Origin of the sequence: Parasaccharibacter sp. TMW2.1890, from assembly GCF_023337645.1 — a bacterium.
GTDB lineage: Bacteria > Pseudomonadota > Alphaproteobacteria > Acetobacterales > Acetobacteraceae > Bombella > Bombella apis.
Map to the genome: position 1 here is coordinate 95,528 of NZ_NWUV01000003.1, position 22,188 is coordinate 117,715.

Below are 22,188 nucleotides of genomic sequence, written 5' to 3' on the forward strand. Positions count from 1 at the left end.
GGTAGTTTGTCATGTCACGTCATGTTTTGCTGCGCCGCCAGTTTCTGGGCGGGCTGGGCGCAGCTGGTCCGCTCATGGCTCTTCCAGGGCTGGGCCGGGCTGCGGCCGCCACGGCCGGGGCAGCACCCCCGCTGGAGATGGACCTGCACATCACCCGCCGCAATGTCCGTATCGCAGGCCGCACCGGGGTAGGATATTGCGTCAATGGCCAGATGCCCGGCCCGGTTCTGCGTTGGCAGGAAGGGCGGGACGTCCGCATCCACGTTCATAATCACATGGATGAGCCAACATCCCTGCACTGGCATGGTGTCCGCCTGCCAAGTGATCAGGATGGTGTTCCGGGGTTGAGTTTTGCCGGGATTCCGGCAGGCGGACGGTTCACCTATTCCTTTCCGGTCCTTCAGAGTGGGACATACTGGTATCACAGCCATATGGGGCACCAGGAATCATCCGGTCTCTATGGTGCCCTGATTATCGAGCCAGCTGGTGCTTCGCTGCTGCCGAGGGCGGACAGGGATCATACGGTCCTGCTGTCGGATTGGTCGGATGTGTCTGCCAGCCAGATCATCAACAATCTCAAGATGCAGGATGATTACTACAATTTCCGGCAGCGCAGCCTTGCGTCCCTGCCGGAGGAAAGCCGCCGGGCTGGAGGGCTGATACCCGCTCTGAAGAGTCGCCTGCAATGGTCCCGCATGAGGATGAGTGCAACGGACATCTCGGATGTCAGCGGTGCCATCTATACCTATCTCATGAATGGTGAGGCCCCGGCACAGGGATGGAGCGGCCTGTTCCGCCCCGGTGAGCGTGTGTGCCTGCGGGTCATCAATGCCGCGGCCATGACGCTGTTTGATGTCCGCATCCCGGGGCTGGAGATGCAGGTTGTGGAGGCGGACGGGAATCCTGTCGTGCCCGTGCCGGTGGATGAGTTCCGCATTGCTCCAGGGGAAACATATGTCGTGATGGTGACGCCGTTGCAGGCACAGCCTTACACGATCTTTGCCCAGAGCGAGGACCGCACCGGCCATGCCCGTGGCACGCTGACACCTCGCCCTGGTCTGTTGGGGCCTGTCCCTCCCATGGACCCCCGGCCCGTGCGGGGGATGGGGGACATGGGCATGGCCATGCCCATGATGAAGGGCATGAAGGCGATGGTGGACATGCCCCTGTCCCCTCCCGTGGAGCGGACTCCGGCGGATGAAATTGATGATCCCGGTCCGCCCCCCCTGAATGTGGAAAACCAGAACATCGCCACCCATCCGGTGGAGCGTGTCGGCAGTCCGGGAGATGGGCTGGAGGGAACGGGCCGCCGGGTTCTGGCCTACAGTGATCTGGTGGCGTTGCGTCCGCCGCCAGACCAGCGACCGCCTTCACGAGAAATCATCCTGCACCTCACAGGCAACATGGAACGGTACATATGGGGGTTCAATGGCCGGAAATATTCCGAATCCGGGCCGATCCATCTGGCCCGTGGTGAGCGGGTCCGGTTCACGGTCATCAATGACACGATGATGGAACATCCCCTTCACCTTCATGGCCTGTGGAGTGAGCTGGAAAATGGGGCGGATGACCAGCACCGTCCCCTGAAACATACCGTCATTTCACAGCCGGGGTCCCGCATGAGTGTTCTGGTCACGGCGGATGCGCCGGGTGTGTGGGCTTATCACTGCCATCTCATGTATCACATGCAGACAGGCATGTTCCGGGAGGTGGTCATCTCATGATGGGAAAAGACATGCTGCCCCTGGGGCTTGTCGCCTGCTTTCTGGCCCTGCCAGCCCAGGCCATGGATGATATGGCTGGATCGGCCCGACCGGGCCAGACGATGGCTCATGACATGTCCGGAATGGCCATGGATGATATGGATATGTCGGACATGGCAGACATGGAGATGCCGACCACGGCGCCTCCGGCTGTGCAGAAAGCCCCGCCAGCGCCTCACCAGGTGCGGAAGAAAACACCGCATGTCGTTTACAGGGCTGTTGATGCCCCCGGCCCTGTCGTGGATATTGGCCATCATATGCAGGCCATGGACATGGGCCGCTGGTTCCATGGTGTGCTGGATGAGTTTGAGGGGCGCTACCAGGCGGGTGGCCGGTCCTCACTCCGTTGGGATGGGGAGGCCTGGTATGGTGGTGACTACAACCGCCTCTGGCTGAAGAGTGAAGGCACCATGACGAAAGGCAGGGTCCGTGACGGAGACCAGGAACTGCTCTACAGCCGGGCCATATCCACTTATTTCAACCTTCAGGGGGGCCTCCGGCTGGACCTGGACAGTGGTCCGACACGTGCCTGGGGAGCGGTTGGTGTGGAGGGACTGGCCCTGTACCAGTTTGAGGTGCAGGCGACCGGTTATTTCAGTGACCGTGGCGTGGCGGGACGGTTTGAAGGGTCTTACGACATCCTGCTGACCAACAGGCTGATTCTCCAGCCACAGGTGGAGCTGAATCTGTATAGCCGGGCTGATCCCCGGCGACAGGTCGGATCAGGCCTGTCGGACATCGATACCGGGTTGCGCCTGCGTTATGAGGTCTGGCGCAAGATGGCTCCCTATGTGGCTGTTACATATGATTCCCCCCTCACCCAGGGACGCCACATGGCCCGGAAGCGAGGCGAGCGGGCAAGTGAGGCCCGTTTCACGTTCGGAATCAGGAGCTGGTTCTGAAATAATGGTAACAGCCTGCCCTGCCGGCTCTGGCTTGGCCGGCGGGCTGTTCCCTCCCCTTTTTTAAAGAAAAACAGGTTACTGTGACAGATTCTTTCCCAGATTAAGTTCTTTCTGGGGTGTTTCAGGAAAAGGTTGCTGTAAATATTCCGTTAATATGAGAGCGGAAAATGGTTTATTTCAACATTATGTGATCAACAGGAGCTTGCCTGTAATCTTTTTTTAACCCCTGTTGCCTTAAGGCGGCCCTGTCGTCGAACATGATGAAGGTCAGGTTATCTTATGGCAACGGCGTTGGTCAGGGTGTCAGCCGGAACGGCTACCGTTTACAGCAGCGGGTCTCTTTCCAGCCTGGTGGGCTTGGGGGCCATTTCTTCCATTGTCGTAACCCGAACAGATCAAACACCGCCCAATGACCCGGTGAAGGTTGATCTGTCATCGATCCTGGGTCAGTTGCGGGGAGACTGTACCATTACCGTCCAGGGCGGGGCCACGGCCTATGTCGGGGGTGGCCTGGTCAATGTCGGGGTGGTGAACGGGCTGACCCTGAATGGAGGGCGGCTGGTTATCCAGTCCACCCTGCTCAGTGCTTCGCTGGGCTCGACCATCACGGTAGGCCCCAATGCTGGCGAGCTGCGGATAGAGCCACAGGGCTTTGGCGTGAGTGTCGATTTCCCCGTGAAATTCGTGGATGCGCAGGGCAATCCCACAACCAGAATTCCGCCCAATTTTGTCATGGATTTCCCCAACACCCAGTCGGTGGGAGCTGTCTATAAGCCTTCGACGAACCAGACCGTGATTGGTGATGGCGTGAGCGCACTGGGCCTCATCAACGTCGGACGGACGACCACGCTGGAAGGGGACCCGTTCAATCTGAGGGTCAATGGCAAACCGCAGACGGATTTGTTGGGTGGGCTCACGGGGTATGGCTATACGTTCAGCCGCAACAACGGTCATGATGATGGCAGGAATGGTGTCATCACCTGCTATCTGGCTGGCAGCCTGATCCGGACCGAGACGGGTGACGTGCCCGTGGAGGTGCTGACGGTGGGGGATGCCGTGGCCGTTTTTGCACCGGATGGCCAGCCGCAGGGCTTCAGGCGGGTAAAGTGGGTAGGCCAGGGCCGTGTGACTGTTCAGCCAGCTCTGCCAGATGATGAAGCTGGCTGGCCAGTGCGCATCCGTCGTGGCGCCCTGGGGGCCAATATCCCCCACAAGGACATGCTGGTGACGTCGGAGCACTGCCTCCTGCTGGAAGGGCACTTCGTGCCGGTCCGCATGTTGGTCAACGGCAGTTCCATTGTCTATGACCGGAGTCTTGAGGAGTACGAGTACTGGCATTTCGCCGTAGAGCCGCACGCCATTGTCGAGGCGGATGGAGCCCTGACAGAAAGTTACCTGGATACGGGCAACCGGCAGGGATTTGTCTTCCAGGCGGGGCAGTGGGCGGAAGGGGCCCGGGGCTGTTGGGAGACGGATGCCGCCGCTCCGCTGGGGGTCAGCCGGACATTTGTGGAGCCCCTGCATGAGGCGATCCGGCGGCGGTCTGGAGGCCGGATGGAGAAGCTGGGCGAGCTGGTGGATGAGCCGGATCTGATCGCCCTGACTCCTTCCGGTGAGACCCTGCCGCTGGTGCGGCAGGCGGGGCAGCGTTACCTGTTCCGCCTTTCCGAAGGATGCAACGAGATATTGCTTGTCTCCCGTGTCAGTCGCCCCTGTGATGTCATCGGTCCGTTTGTGGATGACAGACGCTGGCTCGGGGTGCTTGTCAGCCAGATACAGCTCTTCTGGGAGGATGGAGAACGGAAAAACGTGACGGAATTCCTCTCCGCACCCCGGCAGGATGGCTGGGATGTACAGGAGGCTGCCCCCTGCCGCTGGACAAACGGGGCGGCCCGCCTCGTGCTGCCGGTGCATCCGGGCAGGAAACAGCCGCTGTTCGTGTCGGTCGAGGTCCTGGCAGGAGGGCCGTATCTTGCCAAAGCCCGTCCGACCGAAGGAATCCGTCTGGGGGGAGGGATGTTCTGACAGGACCGGCTCCGGGGCGGCCTGGTGGACAAGCCATGCCGACCTGCCCATTATCTGGGTGCGATGGCCATTCAGGGCCATGCGTGATGAGATATAGGGGAGGAGCTGGATCATGGCACAGGGCAGAACCGTACTGGTAACCGGGGGAACGTCCGGTATCGGGCTGGCAATTGCGGAGACGTTCGCCCGGGCGGGGGACAGCCTCATCCTGCTGGGCAGCAGCCCGGAGCGTGACTACACCAAGGCCGTGCAGGCGGTGCAGGCTGCCGGGCGTGAGGCCGGGCACGACGTGCAGGTCTGTGCTCATGGGGTGAACATCACGGATTTTGATGCCGTGAAGGCCCTGCTGAAGACCATCAGCGACAGGGTGGGCCTGCTGGACGTGCTGGTCCATTCCGCAGGTGTTTTCTTCAACACGCCCATCACGGATGAAACACCCGATGCGTTCGACAGGGTGATGCGCATCAACGTCAATGGCATGTGGCACATCGTGCAGGCCGCCCTGCCTTTCATCCGGCGGAAAGAGGGTGACGTGTCGGGCGGGAAGGTCGTGGCCATTTCGTCCATCTGCGGATTTTACAGTTTTGCCGGCTATGCGGGCTATGCCGCCAGCAAGGCGGCGGCCACGGCTCTGGTCCGCAGTCTGGCCCTCGAGCTCGGCCCGCTGGGCATCAACATCAATGCCGTGGAACCGGGCCGTGTGAAGACATCCATGCATGATGCACTGATCAACGATCCCTCACAGGCGGATGCCCTCAGGGCCGTGGCGGAGGCCAATCCCAGCAAGCGGACCTTCTCCTCGCCGGAGGACATCGCTGCCGTGGTGCAGTTCCTTGCCAGCCCGGGGGCGGTGGCACTGCACGGCTCGGCCATCGTGGTGGATGAAGGAACATCGCTCGGTCTCGTCTAGGCCATACATCCCGTCATCATGATGCTGGAGCTTGAGGTCTCCCCCGGTGCGGGGATGCTTGAAAGCCGGGGAGGCCTCTCCCATATCTGCTCCATCTTTCAGCGGCGGGGCAGGCTGGCCGCCGAAGATGGAGCACATACGGAGCCTGCCATTTTGGAGGAGAGCAACGCATCATGAGTGATGGCAAAAACGCAGCGGAGATGCAGCAGCACAGTTTCAGTGCCGAGGTCGGGCAGCTGCTCGATCTGGTTGTCCATTCCCTTTATTCCGATCGGGAAATCTTTCTGCGTGAGCTGGTCGCCAATGCGGCTGATGCCATGGACAAGCGGCGGTTCGAGGCCCTGACCAACCCGGCCCTGTCCCTGCCGGAAGTCCCGTCCATCCATATTTCCACCGACAAGGACGCAAAGACCATCACGCTGTCCGATGACGGACTGGGGATGAGCCCGGAAGAGCTGACCCAGAATCTTGGCACCATTGCCCGTTCCGGCACCAAGGCGTTTGGTGAGAAGCTGAGCAATGCCAAGCCGGAGGAGCGTCCGAACCTGATCGGTCAGTTCGGTGTGGGTTTCTATTCCGCCTTCATGGTGGCGGACAAGGTGGATGTCGTCTCCCGCCGTGCCGGTGAGGATGTGGCCGCCCGCTGGGTGTCCGAAGGCAAGGGCTCCTACAGCCTTGGCCCTGCCGAGCGTGACCGCCCGGGCACGGACATCGTCCTGCACATGAAGGATGATGCTGAGGAATTCATTGATCCGTGGCGTCTGCGTGGCATCATCCGCAAATGGGCCGATCACATCGCCTGGCCAGTCGTGCTGCACGAGCCGGACGAGGATGGCAAGGAGAAGGAAGAGACCATCAATGAGGGCAAGGCCCTCTGGCTGCGTCCAAAATCCGAGATCACGTCCGAGGAATACACCGAGTTCTACCGCCATGTGGCCCGTGCGTTTGATGAGCCGTACGCCACGCTGCACTGGAAGGCCGAAGGCACGGTCGAGTTCGCCTCCCTGCTGTTCCTCCCCGGTGCCCGTCCGTTCGACTTCATGGAGCAGAGCAGCCGTGAGAGCCGCCTGCACCTGCATGTGAAGCGCATGTTCATCACGGATGAAGCCAGTCTGGTGCCGAACTGGCTGCGTTTCGTGCAGGGTGTGGTCGATACGGATGACCTGCCGCTGAACGTCTCTCGCGAGATGCTCCAGTCCACTCCGGTTCTGGCCCGCATCCGCAAGGCCGTGACCAAGCGTGTCATCAGCGAGATCAAGAAACGGGCGCAGGAAGGTGGCGAGTCCTTCACCGGTTTCTGGAACAATTTCGGCCTCGTCATCAAGGAAGGGCTGTGGGAAGATTCCGAACACCGGCAGGAAATCGCCGAGTTCTCCCGCTTCCACTCCACACATGATGATGAGCTGACGACGCTGGACGATTATATCAGCCGCATGAAGCCGGAGCAGGAGACCATCTATTATCTGGTCGGGGACAATCTGAAGGCCCTCAGGGCTTCCGCCCAGCTGGAAGGGTTCCGTGCCCGTGGGCTGGAAGTCCTGCTGCTGTCTGATGCCGTGGACAGCTTCTGGCCGGACCGTCTCCATTCCTACAAGGACAAGACCTTCCGTTCCGTGGCCCAGGCGCATGGTGATCTCGAGAAGTTCGCACCGGAAGCCGAGGAGCAGGGTGAAGCAGCCAATGTCGAGAAGCTGACCCCCGCCCTGAAGGACGCTCTTGGTGAGGCTGTGAAGGATGTTCGCAGCACCGTGCGTCTGACAGGCAGTGCCGTGGTGATGACGAGCGAGGGTGGGCCGGACCTGGCCATGCAGCGTCTCATGCGCCGTTCCGGTCAGGAGATGCCTGCCCTGCCGCCGGTGCTGGAGATCAACCCCCGCCATCCGCTCATCCGTGCGCTGGCCGAACGTGTGGAGAAGGGCGAGAGCGTCGCAGAACATGCCCGCATCCTTCTGGACCTTGCCCGTGTTCAGGAAGGCGAGGCCCTGCCCGACCCCAGCGGCTTTGCCCGCACGCTCGCAGGCCTGCTTGCCGGGACTGTCGAAAAGTAATCTCAGGCAGATCGTCTGATGAAAAGGAAGGGGCTGCACGCCGGGTCGTGCAGCCCCTTTTCTGTTGAGCCTCAGTCTTCGTCCGTCAGCAGTGCAGGCAGGACTTCCTTGAGGCTGCGGGACGCATTCCGGCTGTTCTGGCGCAGCTCCGTGAGGATGGCGGCATCCTCTGTCAGGGAGAGTTTTTCTGCCAGCAGCAGGAGCAGGGCAAGGGAGGTACGCAGCCGGGCGATGCAGCCCGCAATGTCCAGCATCACGCCCAGAAGATGGACGGGAACATCCCCCGAGGGAAAGCAGGTCACCACCGTGTCCAGCAGGCCAGAGAGCGTGTCGGAGTCGTTGCGGGGTTTTTCCCCATGCGTGCGGAGGAGGTGGGCGACCTGCCGCTCCTGCTCCCGGTTCTGGTCCAGGATGGTGGTGATCCAGTGCTGGAGAGGGGGTGGAGCGGCCGGACGGCTGAGCAGCTCCAGCAGGCTCTCCCGCAACGTGCCCGTCAGGACCAGATGGGCATGGAGGCGGTCACGGTAAGTACGGCGTATGGAGGGCTGTTCGGCAGGATGACGTGGCACGTCTGTCTCCATGACGAAAAGGGGAAGGGAACCTCCATGGGTGCCCTGTCCTTCGGCGGAAGGCAAGCCCGTTCCAGTGGAGCTGGTCAGGTTTCGTGCGGCTGCTGGGGGCGTTGCGCATAATGGCGGGCGATGACGGTGCAGACAAAGAGCTGGAGCTGGTGGAAGATCATCAGCGGCAGGACGATGATTCCGGCCGAACCGGGAAAGATGACGCTGGCCATGGTCACGCCGGATGTCAGGGCCTTCTTGGAGCCGCAGAACTGTAATGTGATGTCATCCTCGATGCTCTGGCCCATCATCCGGCCCAGCAGATAGGTGAGCCCGAGGGCCAGGGCGAGCAGCAGGGCATCCGCCACCCCGACACCGGCCAGCAGGATGAGCGGAATGCGATGCCACAGCCCCTGAAGCACCGCTGCACTGAAGGCGGAATAGACCAGCACGATGATTGAGCCACGGTCACTGCATGAGATGAGAAACTTGTGGCGGTGGACAACCGGCCCCAGCCAGCGTTGCACGCACTGGCCCAGAATGAAGGGCAGGAGCAGTTCTTCTGCCACGTTCAGGATGGTCTGAAGACCAGACCCGCCACTGCTGCCGTGATCAAAGAAAAGGCCACAGAGCAGGGGGGTGATGAGGATGCCCAGAATGTTCGAGACCGTAGCCGCACAGATGGCGGCCGGGACGTTGCCCCGGGCCATGGAGGTCAGGGCAATGGAGGACTGTATGGTGGAGGGCAGGCAGCAGAGGAACAGCATCCCGGCCCAGAGGTCCGGCCCCAGAAAACCGGTGGAGGACAGCCGGTAGGCAAGCCAGTACATGCCTGCCCCGAGCAGGGGGAACACGGCAAAGGTGATGAGCAGCGTGCAGCCCTGCAACCGCCAGTTTTTCACGCTGTCGAGCAATGCACGGCGTTTCAGCTTTGCTCCCTGGAAGAAGAACATCAGCATGATGAGCAGTGATGTCAGGCGGGAGAGCCAGGGCTGCCACACAACAGGGCAGGGCAGGAAGGAGGCCAGCAGAACAGCGCCGATCAGGCACATCAGGAAAGGATCAAGGCGTTTCATCGGGCGGTGTCCCTGCAAGGCTGTGGCATCATGGTGGCGAAAGCGTGCCCTGTATGGGGCCGCTGGTACAGAGGGACGGTAAAACAGAAGGTCCGGGCTGCCAATGCGTGGCACCAGGGAAAGATGTCCGTTCCGTGTCACGGTCAAGGAATGGCTTGCCAGAGAGGGCTGGAAAGAGGCATTTTCCCGGCAGGCCTTCGGACAGGGCCATCTCCATCAGATCGTAGAGAGGGGGGTCAGAGGATGACCGTCAATCGACGTATGGTTCTGGGATCATTTCTGGCGGCAGGTGCCCTTCTGGGCAATGGCAGAGCCCGTGCAGCCGTTGGGGGTGGAGGCAGCGCCGCACCGGCACAGCCCAACAATGCCCATGCCGAGCCGGGCAATGCGGCGGCGGCGGCTCCGCAGCCCGTGCATGAGACACTGGCCGACAAGCAGTACCGCCCCCGCATCCATTTTTCACCCTCCACCGGGTTCATGAATGATCCGAACGGGCTGATCTTTGATGGACGCTATTACCATCTCTATTACCAGTACAATCCATTTGGGCCTTATGCAGGCCATGTGCACTGGGGCCATGCCGTCAGCACGGACCTCTATACATGGCAGGATCTGCCGATTGCGATTCGGGAGACGGAAGCCGGAGAGGCCTACAGCGGCTGTGCCGTGCTGGACAGGGACAACCGTTCTGGTCTGTTTCCGCCCCGCACGCAGGACAAGCCTCAGCCGGGGTCGGTCGAGACAGCTGCCCAGAAGGCCGCCCAGCTTTTTCCGTCACTGCCGGAGGATGAGCAGGCACGGCGCCTTGTGGACAGGCAGTCGCACGATCTTCTGAAAGGGGCGAATTCCTCCCCCAGCCTGCTGAAGGAGCTGGGGGATGATCCTGTCTCCCGCGAGCAGTCACCCGTCCCCATGTCTCCGGCCCTGCCGCCAATGGCGGGTGGCCTGGTCGCCATCTATACACGGGCAACGCCGCAGCGGCAGACACAGTATATTGCCTGGAGCCCTGACGGAGGGCAGACGCTGAAGGATTATGAAGGGAACCCGGTGCTGGATATCGGGCACAATTCCTTCCGTGACCCCAAGGTGTTCTGGCATGCCCCGACTGAAAAATGGGTCATGGTCGTGGTGCGCTCCCGGGAGCACAAGGTGTCCTTTTATGGGTCATTCGACCTGAAACATTGGATGCATCTGAGTGATTTTGGCCCATCTGGCATTACTGGCGTGGATTATGAATGTCCGGGGCTGGCCGAGGTAGAGGTGGAAGGCGAGACGCCCGGTGAAAAACGCTGGGTCCTGTTCGTGTCCATCAATCCTGGTGGGCCGCAGGGGGGCAGCATCACGCAGTATTTTGTCGGCCAGTTCGATGGTGAGCGCTTCACGCCGGATGATACGATCGTGGATCTGACAGATTTCGGCAAGGACAGCTACGCCCTCCAGACTTACGAGAACATGCCGGGCAACCAGACGGTCTATGTCGCCTGGCTGGACAACTGGCAATATTGTGAGGAGCTGCCCAACAAAAGCTGGCGTGGCGTCATGACCATTCCTCGCAAGGTTGTGCTGCGGCGTGACACGTCAGGCTGGCTGCGTATCGCCCAGACTCCTTATGCTCTGGAGGCCCTGCGGCGTCCTGCCATCCCATTCACCCTGTCCCGTCTGGAGCCCCAGAGCAGTCGGCAGGTGTCTCTGCCTACCGGCGAGGCCGTGGAGCTGCTGCTGGATGTCTCTCTGGAAGACCGGGGCAGTACCCTGCCAGATGGAGACCATGGGCGTGCCGGACGTTTTGTCGTGGCCTTCTCCAACCATCAGGGAGAGAGCCTGAGCATCGGTTTTGATGGTTTCTCCTGCCAGCTCTGGCTGGACAGGAGCAACCTGCATGGCTTTACCCATCCCTTCTTCACGGGCACCTTCTCTTCTGCCCTTGTCCCGGGCAGCCGCCGTTTCAACCTGCGGATCGTGCTGGATGCCTGTACGCTGGAGGTCTTCGCCAATGAGGGCATGTCCGTCGGCACGGCCCTGATCTATCCGGCCAACCCTCTGGAGACGCTGAGTTTCCAGGTCACCAATGCGGCAGCTGTCATTCATCAGATGGCTCTGTATCCCCTGCGGCAGACGATGGACCGCATGGAACAGGGGTAACGGCCCTTTGTTCTGGCGCCCCTCTCTGCCCCGAAGGTGGGAGGGGCGCCGTTTCTGTCAGATGACAGCCAGCGTTTCCTTGCCATCAGGTGGCGGGAAGGCTGCATCAAGGGCCGCCAGATCGTCATGGGAGAGCCGGATTTCCTGAGCGGCGATGTTGAGGGCCTGATGATGGGGCGTGCCGGCTTTGGGAATGGCGATCATGTTCCTGCGACGCAGCACCCATGCCAGGGCAATCTGCGCCGGTGTGGCGCGGCCGAGGCTGGTTTCATGCTGGTGGGCAATGGCCCGCAGGGCAGGGTGATGCAGCAGCTCGCCCCCTTGGCCGATCGGGCAATAGGCCATGCTGGTGATGTGCGCCTGTTCGTCCCGTGGCAGCAGGTCATACTCCGTGCCACGATATTCCAGGCTGTAGAGAATCTGGTTGACGAGAGGATAGGCTCCCAGCTCAGCCAGATCGTTCATGTCGGCCGTATCGAAATTGGAAACCCCCCAGTCCCGGATCAGCCCCCGTTCCTTCAGTGTTTCAAAGGCGTAGAGCGTTTCGGTGAAGGGAGTGGAACCGGGCCAGTGCAGGAGATAAAGGTCCAGATGGTCCGTGTTGAGATGTCTAAGCGAGCGTTCGCAGGCTTCTATCGTTCCTCTGGAGGTGGCATTGCCCGGCAGGACCTTGCTGATGAGAAATGCCTGATCCCTTCGCCCCCGCAGGGCTTCGCCGACCACTTCTTCTGAGCGGCCATGGCCGTACATTTCTGCCGTATCGATGATTCTGAGGCCAGAATCCAGCCCGCTCTGCAGGCTGTGGACTTCGTGGGCCCGCAGGGCTGCATCATCGCCCATACGCCATGTGCCCATGCCGAGCGCTGGAAGCGTGATGCCGTTTCTGAGTGTGACAGTAGGATAGGGAGTCGTGGTCATATGATATCCTTCCCTTGGGCACGGACGAGCGGACTCGCCCCCGTGTGCACAGGGTAAGCCTGTGCCGGACGGAGGAAAAGGCATTTCGCACGGAGGTTCTGCCACGCCATGGGAGAAGAGGCGCTTTGTGGCGGACGTCAGCCAGTTTTTCAGGGAATAAAAAATGGTGCCCAAGGGCGGGATCGAACCACCGACACTGCGATTTTCAGTCGCATGCTCTACCAACTGAGCTACTTGGGCACCGGGCCATGGCAGCAGGGCCACCCGGCTATGGAGAGGGGTTTACCCTATGCAGGGCGGGTTATCAACCCTCTTTGCAGAAGAAAATGCACGGATCAGCGGGCTGATTCAGCGGGTTATGGCCCCCGGGATCAGGGCCTGTGGCGGGAGGTTTCCTCCGCCAGCCGTGCGGCCTCGGCCTCCAGTTCTTCCGGGTCGTTGTCCTGCCGCAGGGACGGCACACGGTAATCCCCCTTGAACCAACGGCCAAGGTCCACATCAGCGCAGTGCTGGGAGCAGAACGGGCGGAAGGCGGGCATGGTGGGTTTCTGGCAGATCGGGCAGCTCATGAGAGACTCCAGCAGGATGATGGAGGCACGGGATGACTGAGGAGGGTAAGGCGATGGCCTGTGAGATGGAAGAGGTCTTCCAGCGCCCCGGAATCGGCTTCAAGTGCCTGGATGATGGCTGGTGGTGCGTGGAGCCGGTCGCCCTTCAGCCCCTCACTGGCGATGCGCTGGAGGATGGCCAGCCCTTGCCCGTGGGGTGAGGCGTACAGCTCATGCAGCGGGGCCCGATGGCGGGGGCGGGTCATTTCCAGCAGGCCACCGGGCGTGATGCCGGTGATGCGGGGCTGGAGCGGGTCCTGCTCCCTGTCCGCTGCCTTGCGGAGGAACGGGACAAGGGCGGGCCGTTTGCTGCTGCGGACACCTGCCGGGTCGATCAGGATGGTACCGGAGAGATTGCGCAGCCGGATTTCCCGCAGGAGTGGGCCGAAACAGGCCAGATTGGCGGCAAAGTCCGGGGTCTGATGGGCGTCCAGATCAATGGCGGTGAGGGCATGGGTGGGCGTGATATGGGCTGTCAGCGGTCCGACCTGGGCATCCGGGCTGGTCAGGGCGGCCCAGTCGGCCTCCAGAACCTCATCAAAGCTGCGGCTTACCCGGTGCAGGCGGGCATGAAGACGGGGCGGCAACCGGGCCGCCAGGGCGGCACTGTCGGTCAGGATGGGGCAGTCTGATGGGGCCAGCCCCAGAATCTCATCCAGTGGCGTGGGACCGGATGTGAGACGGCGGGGGGCAGTTCCGGCCTCCATGTCCTCCGGCCATGGGAGGGCACGCAGGCGCAGGCCCTTGCCATTCTGTGCCGAACGGGTCACCTGGGCACGGACGAGACTGCCTTCGGGAGGGAGTTTGCGCCCTTTCATGAAGCCCGTACAGGCTGGACTGGCCAGCTCGACGAAAGCCCCGCCCAGGGCTGGCGCATGGGCGGTGATGCGGACGATATGGACATCCCCCCAGCCATCCGGCGCACCGGGCCGCCAGAGGGCAGCATCCAGCAGCGCATCGTCCTTCAGCAGGGCGATGCGGATTTCTCCGGGCGCACTGGCAAGACGGATTTCCATGCCGTGTCAGCGCAGCCAGTGCTGTCCGGCGGGCAGGGGCTGACCCCGGAGCAGCTGGGCGGTCTCGAACAGGGGCAGGCCGATCACGCTGGAGGGGCTTCCCCCGACCTGTCGGATGAAGGCGGCCGCCTGCCCCTGAAGGCCATAGCCACCAGCCTTGCCGTGCCAGTCTCCCCCTTCGATGAGGGCGTCAATCTGCCGGGGTGTCAGGCGATTGAAGATGACGTGGCTTTCTACCACACGCTCGCAGTAGCGGCCTTCGGTCCAGTCTGCTGTCGGCTGGCAGACCACGGCGGTGAAAACCTTGTGGCGGCGGCCGGAGAGAAGGGTGAGGCAGCGGCGGGCTGTCTCGGCATCTTCTGCTTTGGGCAGGATGCGCCGCCCGGCCGCCACGACCGTGTCAGCCCCGATGATGAGGGCGGGACCATCATGGCGGGCGGCGACATGGGCCGCCTTGGCCCGGGCCAGCCGCAGCGCATGGGGACGGGGAAGTTCGTCCTTCTGCGGGGTTTCATCCAGGTCTGCCGGGCAGACAGCATCCGGCTCCACCCCGATCTGGCGGAGCAGGGCGATGCGGCGGGGCGAGGCAGAGGCCAGGATGAGGGCGGGCCGGGAGGAATCAGCCATGAGGGAAGAGATGGTCCTGTCTTCCGCTGTCTTACTTGAAGCGGAAGGTGATGCGACCCTTGCTGAGGTCGTAAGGGGTCATCTCGACATTGACCCGGTCACCGGCCAGCACGCGGATGCGATTCTTGCGCATCTTGCCGCTCGTATGGGCGAGAATGGTGTGCTCATTGTCCAGCGTGACGCGGAACATGGCATTGGGCAGAAGCTCAGTCACCGTGCCGGTAAATTCGATCAGGTCTTCTTTAGGCATGAATATCCCTTGCAGGAAGTGGGTAGAAACTGTGTGGGCCACGGGCCAGCTCTGGAGAGGCCTGGCCTGCAGCCCCGTCATGACGGCGCATTATGTGCGGGCACGGAGGTGGGACGTCAAGGTTTTTTGCTGGGTGGAGCGGGATCAGGCAGGCGGGCTTTGGCCTGCCAGCAGTACCATGCCAGTGTGGAGCGATGGGGACTGAAGCCCATCGTGGCGTCCCGCAGCTGGCGGGGTGTGGGGCGGACAGGCAGTTTTTTCAGCCTCTTCCATCCTTCCTGAACGCCAAGATCGCCCGCTGGCAGGACATCCGGCCTGTTGAGATGGAAGATGAGCAGCATTTCGACTGTCCATTGTCCCACGCCACGCAGGGCTGTCAGCTGTTTTATCAGTGTGGCGTCATCCAGCTGGCGGGCTTCAGCGAGGCTGGGTACCAGCCCGTCCAGCCGCCCCCGGGCGATGGCCCGCAGGCTGGCGGCCTTGGTGGCGGAAAGGCCGCAGCGGCGCAGGGTGGCATCATCAAGGGCCAGAAGTTCCTGTGGTGCAGGGGGCGGCCCGTTTTCGTCATGGTCGGCCCCAAGGGCGCAGAGACGCCTGAAGATGGTCCTGGCCGCAGCATTGTGGAGCTGCTGGCCCGTCACAGCCTTGATGAGTGAGGCATAGGGATCGACTGTCTGCGGGTCTGGCGCAGCCTGTTCGTGCAGGCGGCAGGGGCCGACGGTGGCGATGAAGGCTGCCAGATCGGCATCCCGGGCAAGGCAGGCAGGTGGATGCATGGAACGGACTTTCTTCATGGGGCTGATGGTGGTGGAAGGGGGTTACACAAAAGTAGCGGTGGGGCACTTTTCCGGTGATGACAATATGGCCCTTTTTGAGGCACAAGGGAGGGGTCATGATCCTTATCAGTCTGCGCCCCTCTTTTTGCCAGCGGGTTTTCCGCCCGTGACGATGCAGGACGCCCCTTTGCAGAGGCGCCGGGAGCGGCTGGGAGATCATGCCGAACCCGTGGCCGGGTTGCGGACTGAAGCGCGCACCCCCATGCGGCGGACGCAGGTTCTGGTCGATCCACCACTGTTCGGGCCGCTGTTTCTGGCGGCCAGTGTCCATGGCATTGCCCTCTGGCTGATGATGCAGACCAGCGCTGCCGTGCATGGTACGCCAAATGGTGCACAGCAGCCGCAGGTGGAGATGGTGTTTGATGCCCCTCCGGCAAAGCACAGCATGAAGGGGGAGCCGACACATGAGGTTGGTGGTGCGGCCAGCGCTCCAGCGCCGACCACGCCGGAGGAGGCAACCCCAGCCCCGATGGAGCCGACGCCTCACACGCCGTCTTCCCCGCCGACGGCCCCCTCACCTACCGGGGAGCTGACCCGTGCGGAGATGTCGGAAAAGCCGCTCTCCAGGGCTGCTCCCCGTCGCCCCCGCCGGAGCCGGGCAACCCCGACGCATCAGCGTATGACCCGGCAGAGCGAGACGAACCCTTTCGCTCACCCGATGGATCTGTCCTTTGATGGTGAGCCAGCCTTGCATCCTCACAAGCGGGGGCGCCATGGGGGGACACGGGGGCCGGTCGATTTCTCTCTCGGGCCGCTCAGCCTGAATGGGCAGATCAATGCGCCGTACAAGACGAGCAGCAGCGTCCGGGGTGTCAGCTCCGATTATGGGAGCGAGATTGACCGTTGGGTGCGGAACCACATGTTCTACCCCGATGAGGCTGTGCAGAACGGGGAGGAGGGGCCATCCTCCGTCCATGTAGTGATTGACAGGAGCGGGAAGGTCATCCGTGTGCGGCTGACGGATTCATCAAACTCTTATGCGCTGGATGCCGCCACGACAGGCATGTTCCAGGGGGCGCAGCTCCCTCCCGTTCCGCCGGACATGCAGGGTGACCATTTTGATCTGGATGTGACGATCCATTACATGCTGATCCGCCATTAGGGGCTCTGGCCAGCGCTCCCCCTGTGGTCAGGAGAGGGAAAGGGCGTTAAGTTGCGGGGCCTGCCGGTCGGGTCCGGTCGGCTCTTGTCCAGAAATATTGCAGGGAAAGTGGGCTGTTCATGCGCTTCTGTCGTAAGCTGCTGCTCTCAGGGCTGTGTGTGCCTCTCCTCGGACTGGGGGGGTGCCTGCAGGTGTACAAGCCATTTGCCCATAATCCGGGCAATCAGGCCCAGCATCTTGTCAGGGACAACATTCCGCCTGCCCGGCTGGCCGTGCCTGTTCCCGTGCCAGAGAAAGCGCCATGGCGGGCGCCTACGGCCATGTGGGCACGGGATGTCGTGATCGCCCTGGTGGGGCAATCCATTCCTGCCGTGGCGAAGGTGCCGGAGCCGGGGGACTGGTGGGTCAGGCTGGGGGCTGTCCGGGCGGAGAATGGGGGTATCCGCCCCCGCTATGCGATTGTCGGGCCGGATGGCAAGGTGAAGGCCCGTGGCTTTGGTGCCGTGATTGATGAGGAAGGCTGGCGCAGCGCCGACCCGGCGGCCCTGAACACGGTGGCCCTCCAGATGGCCCCGGAAATCGCCCGTGAGCTGACAGAGATACAGACCCGCATGATGATGGATGACCCGCAGAGTCTCATGCACCGTTCGGCCCGCATCTGTTTCGAGGGGGTACAGGGCGCCCCGGGTGATGGCAACAAGTCTCTGGCCGAGGCGTTCTACATGATGCTGCCGGACAGCCACAACAGTGTGCAGACCACACGCACTGGGGCGGATTACATCGTGAAAACCGTGGTCAGCATCAAGCCTTCACCGGATGCTCCTCCGCCGGGAGAGGGGCCGAAACAGCAGGTTACCATCGTCTGGCACGTGACAACCCCACAGGGCGTGGAGGCCGGGGCGGCCACTCAGGTTCATGATGTTCCCGCACATTCTCTGGATGGCCCATGGGCTGATGTGGCCGGTGCTGCGGCGCAGGAGGCTGCCGAAGCGGTGAAGACCATCGTTACCAACTATTCAGGCCGGTCTCGCAAGGCGGCGACGGCTCCGTCCGATATTGGCGGGGATGCGTCCCGTGAGAAGGATGGCATGAAAAAATTCGTTGCAGGGCCGGAGCCGGAGGGCAGTGCCCCCAGATGATGGCAGCCCGGCCTTTCTGGGAACAGACGGAACGGGGACATTTCCTGCTACAGGGAGTGTCCCCGTTTCTCTGAAATCCCGCACAGGATAGACGTTTCCTCGAATGGACAGGGTGTATCAACCAACTTATACAGGTTGCAGATTGATATTTGCTGGCCTGTCATGCGTTCCATTTTTCTGAAATGTCTACTGGTTTCATGGGCCGTTGTGCATTGTCAGCCTGTATTGGCCGACGTTTATCATCCTGACTTTGACTGTAGCCGGATGGACAGGAACGAACCGGGACAGGTTCTTCTCTGTTCGGATTCTGATTCAGCCAGAAGTGAACTGGTTCTGGATCAGGCCTATTATGCCCTGCGCCATCAGAGTGCGGCCTACAGTCTTCCCCAGCTGAAGGTGGAGCTGATCCATGATCTTGCACCGTTGCAGGCGTGTTTTCCACCGGCGGGTGTGCAGGGGGAGAGCCAGGCCCAATGCTACCAGCGGGTTGTGGCGCAGGTTGCGGACAGATACCGCTCCCGCCTGACAGGTCGTGCGCATGAGGAAGCGACCCGTCCGATTGATGCCCATATTGCCCTGCAAAGAAAACTGCAGGCGCTCGGCTTTCTGCCGGCTGCCGTCGTGCCGGATGGCGTATATGGCGAGGCGACCCGGCGGGCCATCCTGCGCTGGCAGGAGCAGGCCGGGCAGCCCAGCCGGGACGGATTTCTGGGAGATGATGATGCCAGGGTGCTGATGCCGGACCTGGCTGTTGCTCCGGCCCCATCTGAGGCTTCTCCGTCCCCACCTGAACGTGCTGCACCCCGTCAGGCAGAGGCAGGCACAGTCGGCGGGGATGGACTGGTTGCGTCCATCCTGCGGCAGAGTGGAACAGCCGGTGCGGCCGGGCCTCAGCCATCCCCGCCGTCTCCAGACAGTACGGCTCCCCAGCAGGAGGCTGCATCTCCCCAGACAGAGGATCATGAAACGGCGGGGGGACTTTTTTCCCTGCTGTCCGTGCCGTTCTGGTTGCTGGGGGCTGTCATTCATATGTGCGGGGCCGTTCTGGCGGGCGTCTGGCACGTGTTGATCTTCATCCTTCTTTTGCCCGTAAGGCTCGTCCGGTTGATCTGGAGCTTCATCACCTGGCTGTTCAGCTGGAAGGGGCTGCTTTTTTTGATTGTCGGTCTGATTGTGAATGGCCTCCGCTCTGCAGAAAAGAAGGATGATTCCGCCCAGTCGTCAGAGTTTCCGTCCAGGGAGGAAGAGGAGGCCTATCAGCAGTCCGGACTGTTGTGGAGCAGCTTTTATGAGGGGACAGGGGTTCGCCCTATAAAGGATCTCATCGAACTTCTTCTGGAGAAGCGCAGGGATGACGCTTTCGATTTTCTGAAGGCTCTGCTGGAAAGGGAGGCAGGGTCTTTGCCTGCCTCCCTGCGGGCCCTGTTCTTTCAGGCCCGGCAGGAAAAGAGCTGGAAAGGCTTCCAGCGTTTTTCCATAGAGGTTCTGGCGTTTCTGCGGGAGCATTTTCAGGCAGGCAGTGAAGAGGCGGCGCAGGAGCAGCAGGAGCGGGAACAGGCCTATCGCCGGGCCAGACAGTCCGGCTCCGCCCCACCGGAGGATGAGCCCTGGCATATCGTGCTGGAGGTTTCTGCAACGGCCTCTGCCGAGGAGATCACGGCCTCATACAGGCGGTTGATGAAGCAGCATCACCCGGACCGCTTTGCGCAGGAGGGAGGTGCTGCCTACGAGGCAGCCGTGGTAAAAAGCAAGAAGATCACCGAAGCCTACCGCTATGCCAAAACACTGAAACAGTTCTCGGAAAAGACAGGCCGGACGTCCCGGCAGAAACCGGAACCTGAGACGGATCCGCCACCTTCCGGCTTCGCCTCCAGCAGGGAGCAGGAAGCGTATCAGGCGGTCGGGATGATGTGGGCTGGCTGGATCAGCGAGCTGGCTCTTGCTGATGGTCAGCTTCTGCTGGACCATCTCGTGGCCCGGCGCCTGCGGGAGGCGTTCCGGTTTCTGTCTGCGCTGGTGCAGCCGATGGGTGGCGAGACCGCCCGGAACGTGCTGGAGGAGCTGGAGGCTGGCCGTTCATGGCAGGATTTCCGGCGTTGTTCGGTGCATGTGCACGGTCTGCTGCTTCAGGTGAACAGGGCAGAGACGGCCAGAAAGCGGCGGCGGCAGGAACAGCAGAGAGCCTGGGAGAGGGAAGAGGCAGAGCGGCGGCGTGAACAAGCCCGGCGGGACTGGCAGCGGGCCAGAAATGCGCCCCCTGCGGACAGGGCCTGGCATGTTGTGCTGGAGGTCTCCGAGGGGGCTTCCAATGAGGAGATCACCAGTGCCTACAGGCGGCTTGTCAAGCAGCACCATCCAGACCGTTTTGCCCATGTTGGCGGGGACGTCTATCAGGAGGCTGTCCGCCGGACGGCGGAAATCACACAGGCCTATCGTTATGTGCGGCAGTACCGGCGGTTCTGACCTGTGGGCGTGGACGGGAGAGCATACGGCATTTCATGGTAAACAGGTGGTAAATTAATCGTTCCGAAATAGGTCTGCTGGAAAATCATGACATTGATCGGGCGGGCTGATAGAAGGAGCTGAACCGCATCTTACCGTCCTTCTATGAAAAGTACCCGTCATGAAGATCGTTGCCTGCAACAGTAACCTGCCTCTGGCCCAGGCTGTGGCTGATGAGCTTGAAATCCCTTTGTGCAAGACATCCATTCGCCGCTTTGCGGATGGTGAGGTGTTTGTCGAGATTCAGGAAAACGTGCGTGGGGAGGACATGTTTGTCCTTCAGAGCACCTGCATGCCAACCAATGATCATCTGATGGAACTTCTTGTCGTGCTGGATGCCCTGCGGCGCGGCTCTGCACGCCGTGTCACGGCGGTGATGCCTTATTTTGGCTATGCCCGGCAGGACCGCAAGTCCGGTCCCCGCACGCCCATCAGTGCCAAGCTTGTCGCCAATCTGCTGACAGAAGCGGGTGCCAACCGCATCTTGACGATGGACCTGCATGCCATGCAGATTCAGGGTTTTTTCGATATTCCCACGGACAACCTCTACGCAGCACCGCTCTTTGTGCGGGACCTGATTTCCCGTCACCAGGACCCGGGAAAACTGATGATCGTTTCGCCGGATGTGGGTGGGGTGGTGCGGGCCCGTCAGCTGGCCCGCAGGCTGAATGTGGACCTGGCCATCATCGACAAGCGTCGTGAGCGCGCTGGTGTGTCTGAAGTGATGAATGTGATTGGCGATGTGTCCGGCCGTTTCTGCGTACTGGTGGATGACATCATTGATAGCGGCGGGTCTCTCTGCAATGCTGCTGAAGCCCTGATGAAGCACGGTGCTGCCGGGGTGGAGGCCTATGTGACGCATGGTGTGCTGACAGGCAATGCCTGCAAGCGGGTGCAGAGCAGCCCGCTTTCCATGCTGACCCTGACAGACAGCATCCCTGCGACGGATGAGCTGAAGGCAACGTCCAACATCCGGCAGATTCCTACGGCCAATCTGCTGGGCCGTGCCATCCGGGCCGTGGCGGATGAAAGCTCGGTCTCCACTCTTTTTGACTGAGATCTTTTTGATTGAGAGGTGCTTTGCGTGGCCAGGGGCATGAGACAGGTCCCGCCACGCTCTGACGGGATTTTGGGGAGGGTCAGGAAATGACACAGCTTCGGGCAGAACCGTACTGGTTTCTCCGTCATGGTGAAACGGACTGGAATGCACGCCATCTCTCCCAGGGGCGGACGGATATTCCCCTGAATGAGACCGGCCTGACACAGGCCCGCCTGGCAGGCCGCCAGCTGGCAGACCTGTTCGAGGCGGGGATGCGGCCCTTCACGCATATCGTAAGCTCTCCGCTCAAGCGGGCTTTCGTCACAGCCGAGCATGTGCGGGATGCGATCCGGGATCGGACGGGCCTTGATCTGCCGCTGATAAAGGATGCAGACCTTCAGGAGGTCAGCTTTGGTGTGCAGGAAGGCCAGCCGATGGGAGACTGGTACAATACATGGATCAACGGCACGTTTGTCCCGGAAAAGGGTGAGGATTTCCTCACGCTGAAGACCCGTGGTGTCCAGGCGCTCAACAGGGCGCAGGAGGCTGGAGAGGGAGCCCCCCTGATCGTGGCGCATGGGGCATTGTTCCGTGGGCTGCGGGCAGCCATGGGGCTGGAGATCAATGTCCGTCTGCCCAATGCCGTACCGCTGAAGGCCACGCCGGAGGAAGAAGGCTGGGTGCTGAAACTGCTTTCGGCCTGAGATTTCCCCCGCTGAAGA

The 22,188-nt window shown here is 61.7% G+C and carries 19 protein-coding genes and 1 tRNA gene; 11 read left to right on the forward strand and 9 right to left on the reverse strand.

The annotated features are described in order from the left end of the window. Window positions 1–11 precede the first annotated feature (11 nt). The 5 genes from CPA54_RS07120 (at window position 12) to htpG (ending at window position 7,651) form a co-directional block, all read left to right on the forward strand. Entirely contained in the window at window positions 12–1,724 is a 1,713-nt protein-coding gene (locus CPA54_RS07120; RefSeq protein ID WP_249085949.1) for a copper resistance system multicopper oxidase, read from the forward strand. A 161-nt stretch (window positions 1,725–1,885) separates the two neighbouring features. Beyond that, the gene (locus CPA54_RS07125) at window positions 1,886–2,665 is read left to right on the forward strand and encodes a copper resistance protein B (protein WP_408734682.1); all 780 of its coding nucleotides are present in this window, start codon (window positions 1,886–1,888) and stop codon (window positions 2,663–2,665) included. A gap of 282 nt (window positions 2,666–2,947) precedes the next feature. Continuing rightward, window positions 2,948–4,693 (forward strand): Hint domain-containing protein, encoded by a 1,746-nt coding sequence (locus tag CPA54_RS07130; protein WP_249085951.1) that lies wholly within the window; start codon window positions 2,948–2,950, stop codon window positions 4,691–4,693. A 112-nt stretch (window positions 4,694–4,805) separates the two neighbouring features. Next, window positions 4,806–5,603 (forward strand): SDR family NAD(P)-dependent oxidoreductase, encoded by a 798-nt coding sequence (locus CPA54_RS07135; RefSeq protein ID WP_249085953.1) that lies wholly within the window; start codon window positions 4,806–4,808, stop codon window positions 5,601–5,603. A gap of 173 nt (window positions 5,604–5,776) precedes the next feature. Beyond that, a complete protein-coding gene (gene htpG, locus CPA54_RS07140) occupies window positions 5,777–7,651 on the forward strand; it encodes a molecular chaperone HtpG (protein ID WP_086431594.1) in 1,875 nt (624 codons plus the stop codon). 71 nt (window positions 7,652–7,722) lie between these two features. On the opposite strand, the gene CPA54_RS07145 is transcribed toward htpG, so the two are convergent. Together CPA54_RS07145 and CPA54_RS07150 are read right to left on the reverse strand one after the other, a co-directional pair. After that, window positions 7,723–8,220, reverse strand: a complete 498-nt coding sequence (locus CPA54_RS07145; protein WP_143539845.1) for a DUF892 family protein — start codon at window positions 8,218–8,220, stop codon at window positions 7,723–7,725. An 86-nt stretch (window positions 8,221–8,306) separates the two neighbouring features. Beyond that, window positions 8,307–9,287 carry a bile acid:sodium symporter family protein gene (locus CPA54_RS07150; RefSeq protein WP_043559087.1) on the reverse strand — a complete coding sequence of 327 codons (981 nt, stop codon included), beginning with the start codon at window positions 9,285–9,287 and terminating at the stop codon, window positions 8,307–8,309. Between the two features lie 243 nt (window positions 9,288–9,530). Between CPA54_RS07150 and CPA54_RS07155 the strand changes: the two genes are divergently transcribed. Beyond that, window positions 9,531–11,429, forward strand: coding sequence for a glycoside hydrolase family 32 protein (locus CPA54_RS07155; RefSeq protein WP_081562421.1), 1,899 nt, complete (start codon window positions 9,531–9,533; stop codon window positions 11,427–11,429). Window positions 11,430–11,486: 57 nt separating this feature from the next. On the opposite strand, the gene CPA54_RS07160 is transcribed toward CPA54_RS07155, so the two are convergent. The 7 genes from CPA54_RS07160 to CPA54_RS07190 form a co-directional block, all read right to left on the reverse strand. Further along, on the reverse strand, window positions 11,487–12,347 hold the full coding sequence (locus tag CPA54_RS07160) for an aldo/keto reductase (protein WP_192848685.1): 861 nt from the start codon (window positions 12,345–12,347) through the stop codon (window positions 11,487–11,489). Between the two features lie 164 nt (window positions 12,348–12,511). Continuing rightward, window positions 12,512–12,587, reverse strand: a tRNA-Phe gene (locus tag CPA54_RS07165). A gap of 131 nt (window positions 12,588–12,718) precedes the next feature. Then, window positions 12,719–12,916, reverse strand: coding sequence for a DNA gyrase inhibitor YacG (locus tag CPA54_RS07170; protein ID WP_043559082.1), 198 nt, complete (start codon window positions 12,914–12,916; stop codon window positions 12,719–12,721). Further along, window positions 12,913–13,971, reverse strand: a complete 1,059-nt coding sequence (locus CPA54_RS07175; RefSeq protein ID WP_249085955.1) for a ribonuclease E/G — start codon at window positions 13,969–13,971, stop codon at window positions 12,913–12,915. Before CPA54_RS07175 ends, CPA54_RS07170 begins: the two co-directional genes overlap by 4 nt. 6 nt (window positions 13,972–13,977) lie before the next feature. Next, window positions 13,978–14,598: a Maf family nucleotide pyrophosphatase gene (locus tag CPA54_RS07180; protein ID WP_249085956.1), complete on the reverse strand. Its 621-nt coding sequence runs from the start codon at window positions 14,596–14,598 to the stop codon at window positions 13,978–13,980. Between the two features lie 31 nt (window positions 14,599–14,629). Then, complete coding sequence (gene infA, locus CPA54_RS07185; protein WP_043559458.1) at window positions 14,630–14,848, reverse strand: translation initiation factor IF-1; 219 nt, start codon at window positions 14,846–14,848, stop codon at window positions 14,630–14,632. 116 nt (window positions 14,849–14,964) lie between these two features. Further along, entirely contained in the window at window positions 14,965–15,624 is a 660-nt protein-coding gene (locus tag CPA54_RS07190) for a DNA-3-methyladenine glycosylase (protein ID WP_043559077.1), read from the reverse strand. Between CPA54_RS07190 and CPA54_RS07195 the strand changes: the two genes are divergently transcribed. The 5 genes from CPA54_RS07195 to CPA54_RS07215 all read left to right on the forward strand — a co-directional run bounded on the left by CPA54_RS07195 (window position 15,623) and on the right by CPA54_RS07215 (window position 22,170). Beyond that, a complete protein-coding gene (locus CPA54_RS07195) occupies window positions 15,623–16,786 on the forward strand; it encodes an energy transducer TonB (RefSeq protein WP_227449735.1) in 1,164 nt (387 codons plus the stop codon). The two genes, CPA54_RS07190 and CPA54_RS07195, sit on opposite strands and share 2 nt — an antisense overlap. Window positions 16,787–16,905: 119 nt before the next feature. Further along, window positions 16,906–17,925 (forward strand): hypothetical protein, encoded by a 1,020-nt coding sequence (locus CPA54_RS07200; RefSeq protein ID WP_193599751.1) that lies wholly within the window; start codon window positions 16,906–16,908, stop codon window positions 17,923–17,925. A 225-nt stretch (window positions 17,926–18,150) separates the two neighbouring features. Further along, window positions 18,151–20,388, forward strand: coding sequence for a DnaJ domain-containing protein (locus CPA54_RS07205; protein WP_249085958.1), 2,238 nt, complete (start codon window positions 18,151–18,153; stop codon window positions 20,386–20,388). Between the two features lie 160 nt (window positions 20,389–20,548). Then, a complete protein-coding gene (locus tag CPA54_RS07210) occupies window positions 20,549–21,484 on the forward strand; it encodes a ribose-phosphate pyrophosphokinase (RefSeq protein ID WP_249085961.1) in 936 nt (311 codons plus the stop codon). Between the two features lie 89 nt (window positions 21,485–21,573). Beyond that, entirely contained in the window at window positions 21,574–22,170 is a 597-nt protein-coding gene (locus CPA54_RS07215; RefSeq protein WP_043559071.1) for a histidine phosphatase family protein, read from the forward strand. Window positions 22,171–22,188: the final 18 nt, after the last annotated feature.

Excerpts from the sequence above, each read along its gene's own strand:
- CPA54_RS07120 (WP_249085949.1), top strand. The coding sequence starts at position 12 with ATGTCACGTCATGTTTTGCTGCGCCGCCAGTTTCTGGGCGGGCTGGGC.
- CPA54_RS07125 (WP_408734682.1), top strand. The coding sequence starts at position 1,886 with ATGGAGATGCCGACCACGGCGCCTCCGGCTGTGCAGAAAGCCCCGCCA.
- CPA54_RS07130 (WP_249085951.1), top strand. The coding sequence starts at position 2,948 with ATGGCAACGGCGTTGGTCAGGGTGTCAGCCGGAACGGCTACCGTTTAC.
- CPA54_RS07135 (WP_249085953.1), top strand. The coding sequence starts at position 4,806 with ATGGCACAGGGCAGAACCGTACTGGTAACCGGGGGAACGTCCGGTATC.
- htpG (WP_086431594.1), top strand. The coding sequence starts at position 5,777 with ATGAGTGATGGCAAAAACGCAGCGGAGATGCAGCAGCACAGTTTCAGT.
- CPA54_RS07150 (WP_043559087.1), bottom strand. The coding sequence starts at position 9,287 with ATGAAACGCCTTGATCCTTTCCTGATGTGCCTGATCGGCGCTGTTCTG.
- CPA54_RS07155 (WP_081562421.1), top strand. The coding sequence starts at position 9,531 with ATGACCGTCAATCGACGTATGGTTCTGGGATCATTTCTGGCGGCAGGT.
- CPA54_RS07160 (WP_192848685.1), bottom strand. The coding sequence starts at position 12,347 with ATGACCACGACTCCCTATCCTACTGTCACACTCAGAAACGGCATCACG.
- CPA54_RS07170 (WP_043559082.1), bottom strand. The coding sequence starts at position 12,916 with ATGAGCTGCCCGATCTGCCAGAAACCCACCATGCCCGCCTTCCGCCCG.
- CPA54_RS07175 (WP_249085955.1), bottom strand. The coding sequence starts at position 13,971 with ATGGAAATCCGTCTTGCCAGTGCGCCCGGAGAAATCCGCATCGCCCTG.
- CPA54_RS07180 (WP_249085956.1), bottom strand. The coding sequence starts at position 14,598 with ATGGCTGATTCCTCCCGGCCCGCCCTCATCCTGGCCTCTGCCTCGCCC.
- infA (WP_043559458.1), bottom strand. The coding sequence starts at position 14,848 with ATGCCTAAAGAAGACCTGATCGAATTTACCGGCACGGTGACTGAGCTT.
- CPA54_RS07195 (WP_227449735.1), top strand. The coding sequence starts at position 15,623 with ATGGAACGGACTTTCTTCATGGGGCTGATGGTGGTGGAAGGGGGTTAC.
- CPA54_RS07190 (WP_043559077.1), bottom strand. The coding sequence starts at position 15,624 with ATGCATCCACCTGCCTGCCTTGCCCGGGATGCCGATCTGGCAGCCTTC.
- CPA54_RS07200 (WP_193599751.1), top strand. The coding sequence starts at position 16,906 with ATGCGCTTCTGTCGTAAGCTGCTGCTCTCAGGGCTGTGTGTGCCTCTC.
- CPA54_RS07210 (WP_249085961.1), top strand. The coding sequence starts at position 20,549 with ATGAAGATCGTTGCCTGCAACAGTAACCTGCCTCTGGCCCAGGCTGTG.
- CPA54_RS07215 (WP_043559071.1), top strand. The coding sequence starts at position 21,574 with ATGACACAGCTTCGGGCAGAACCGTACTGGTTTCTCCGTCATGGTGAA.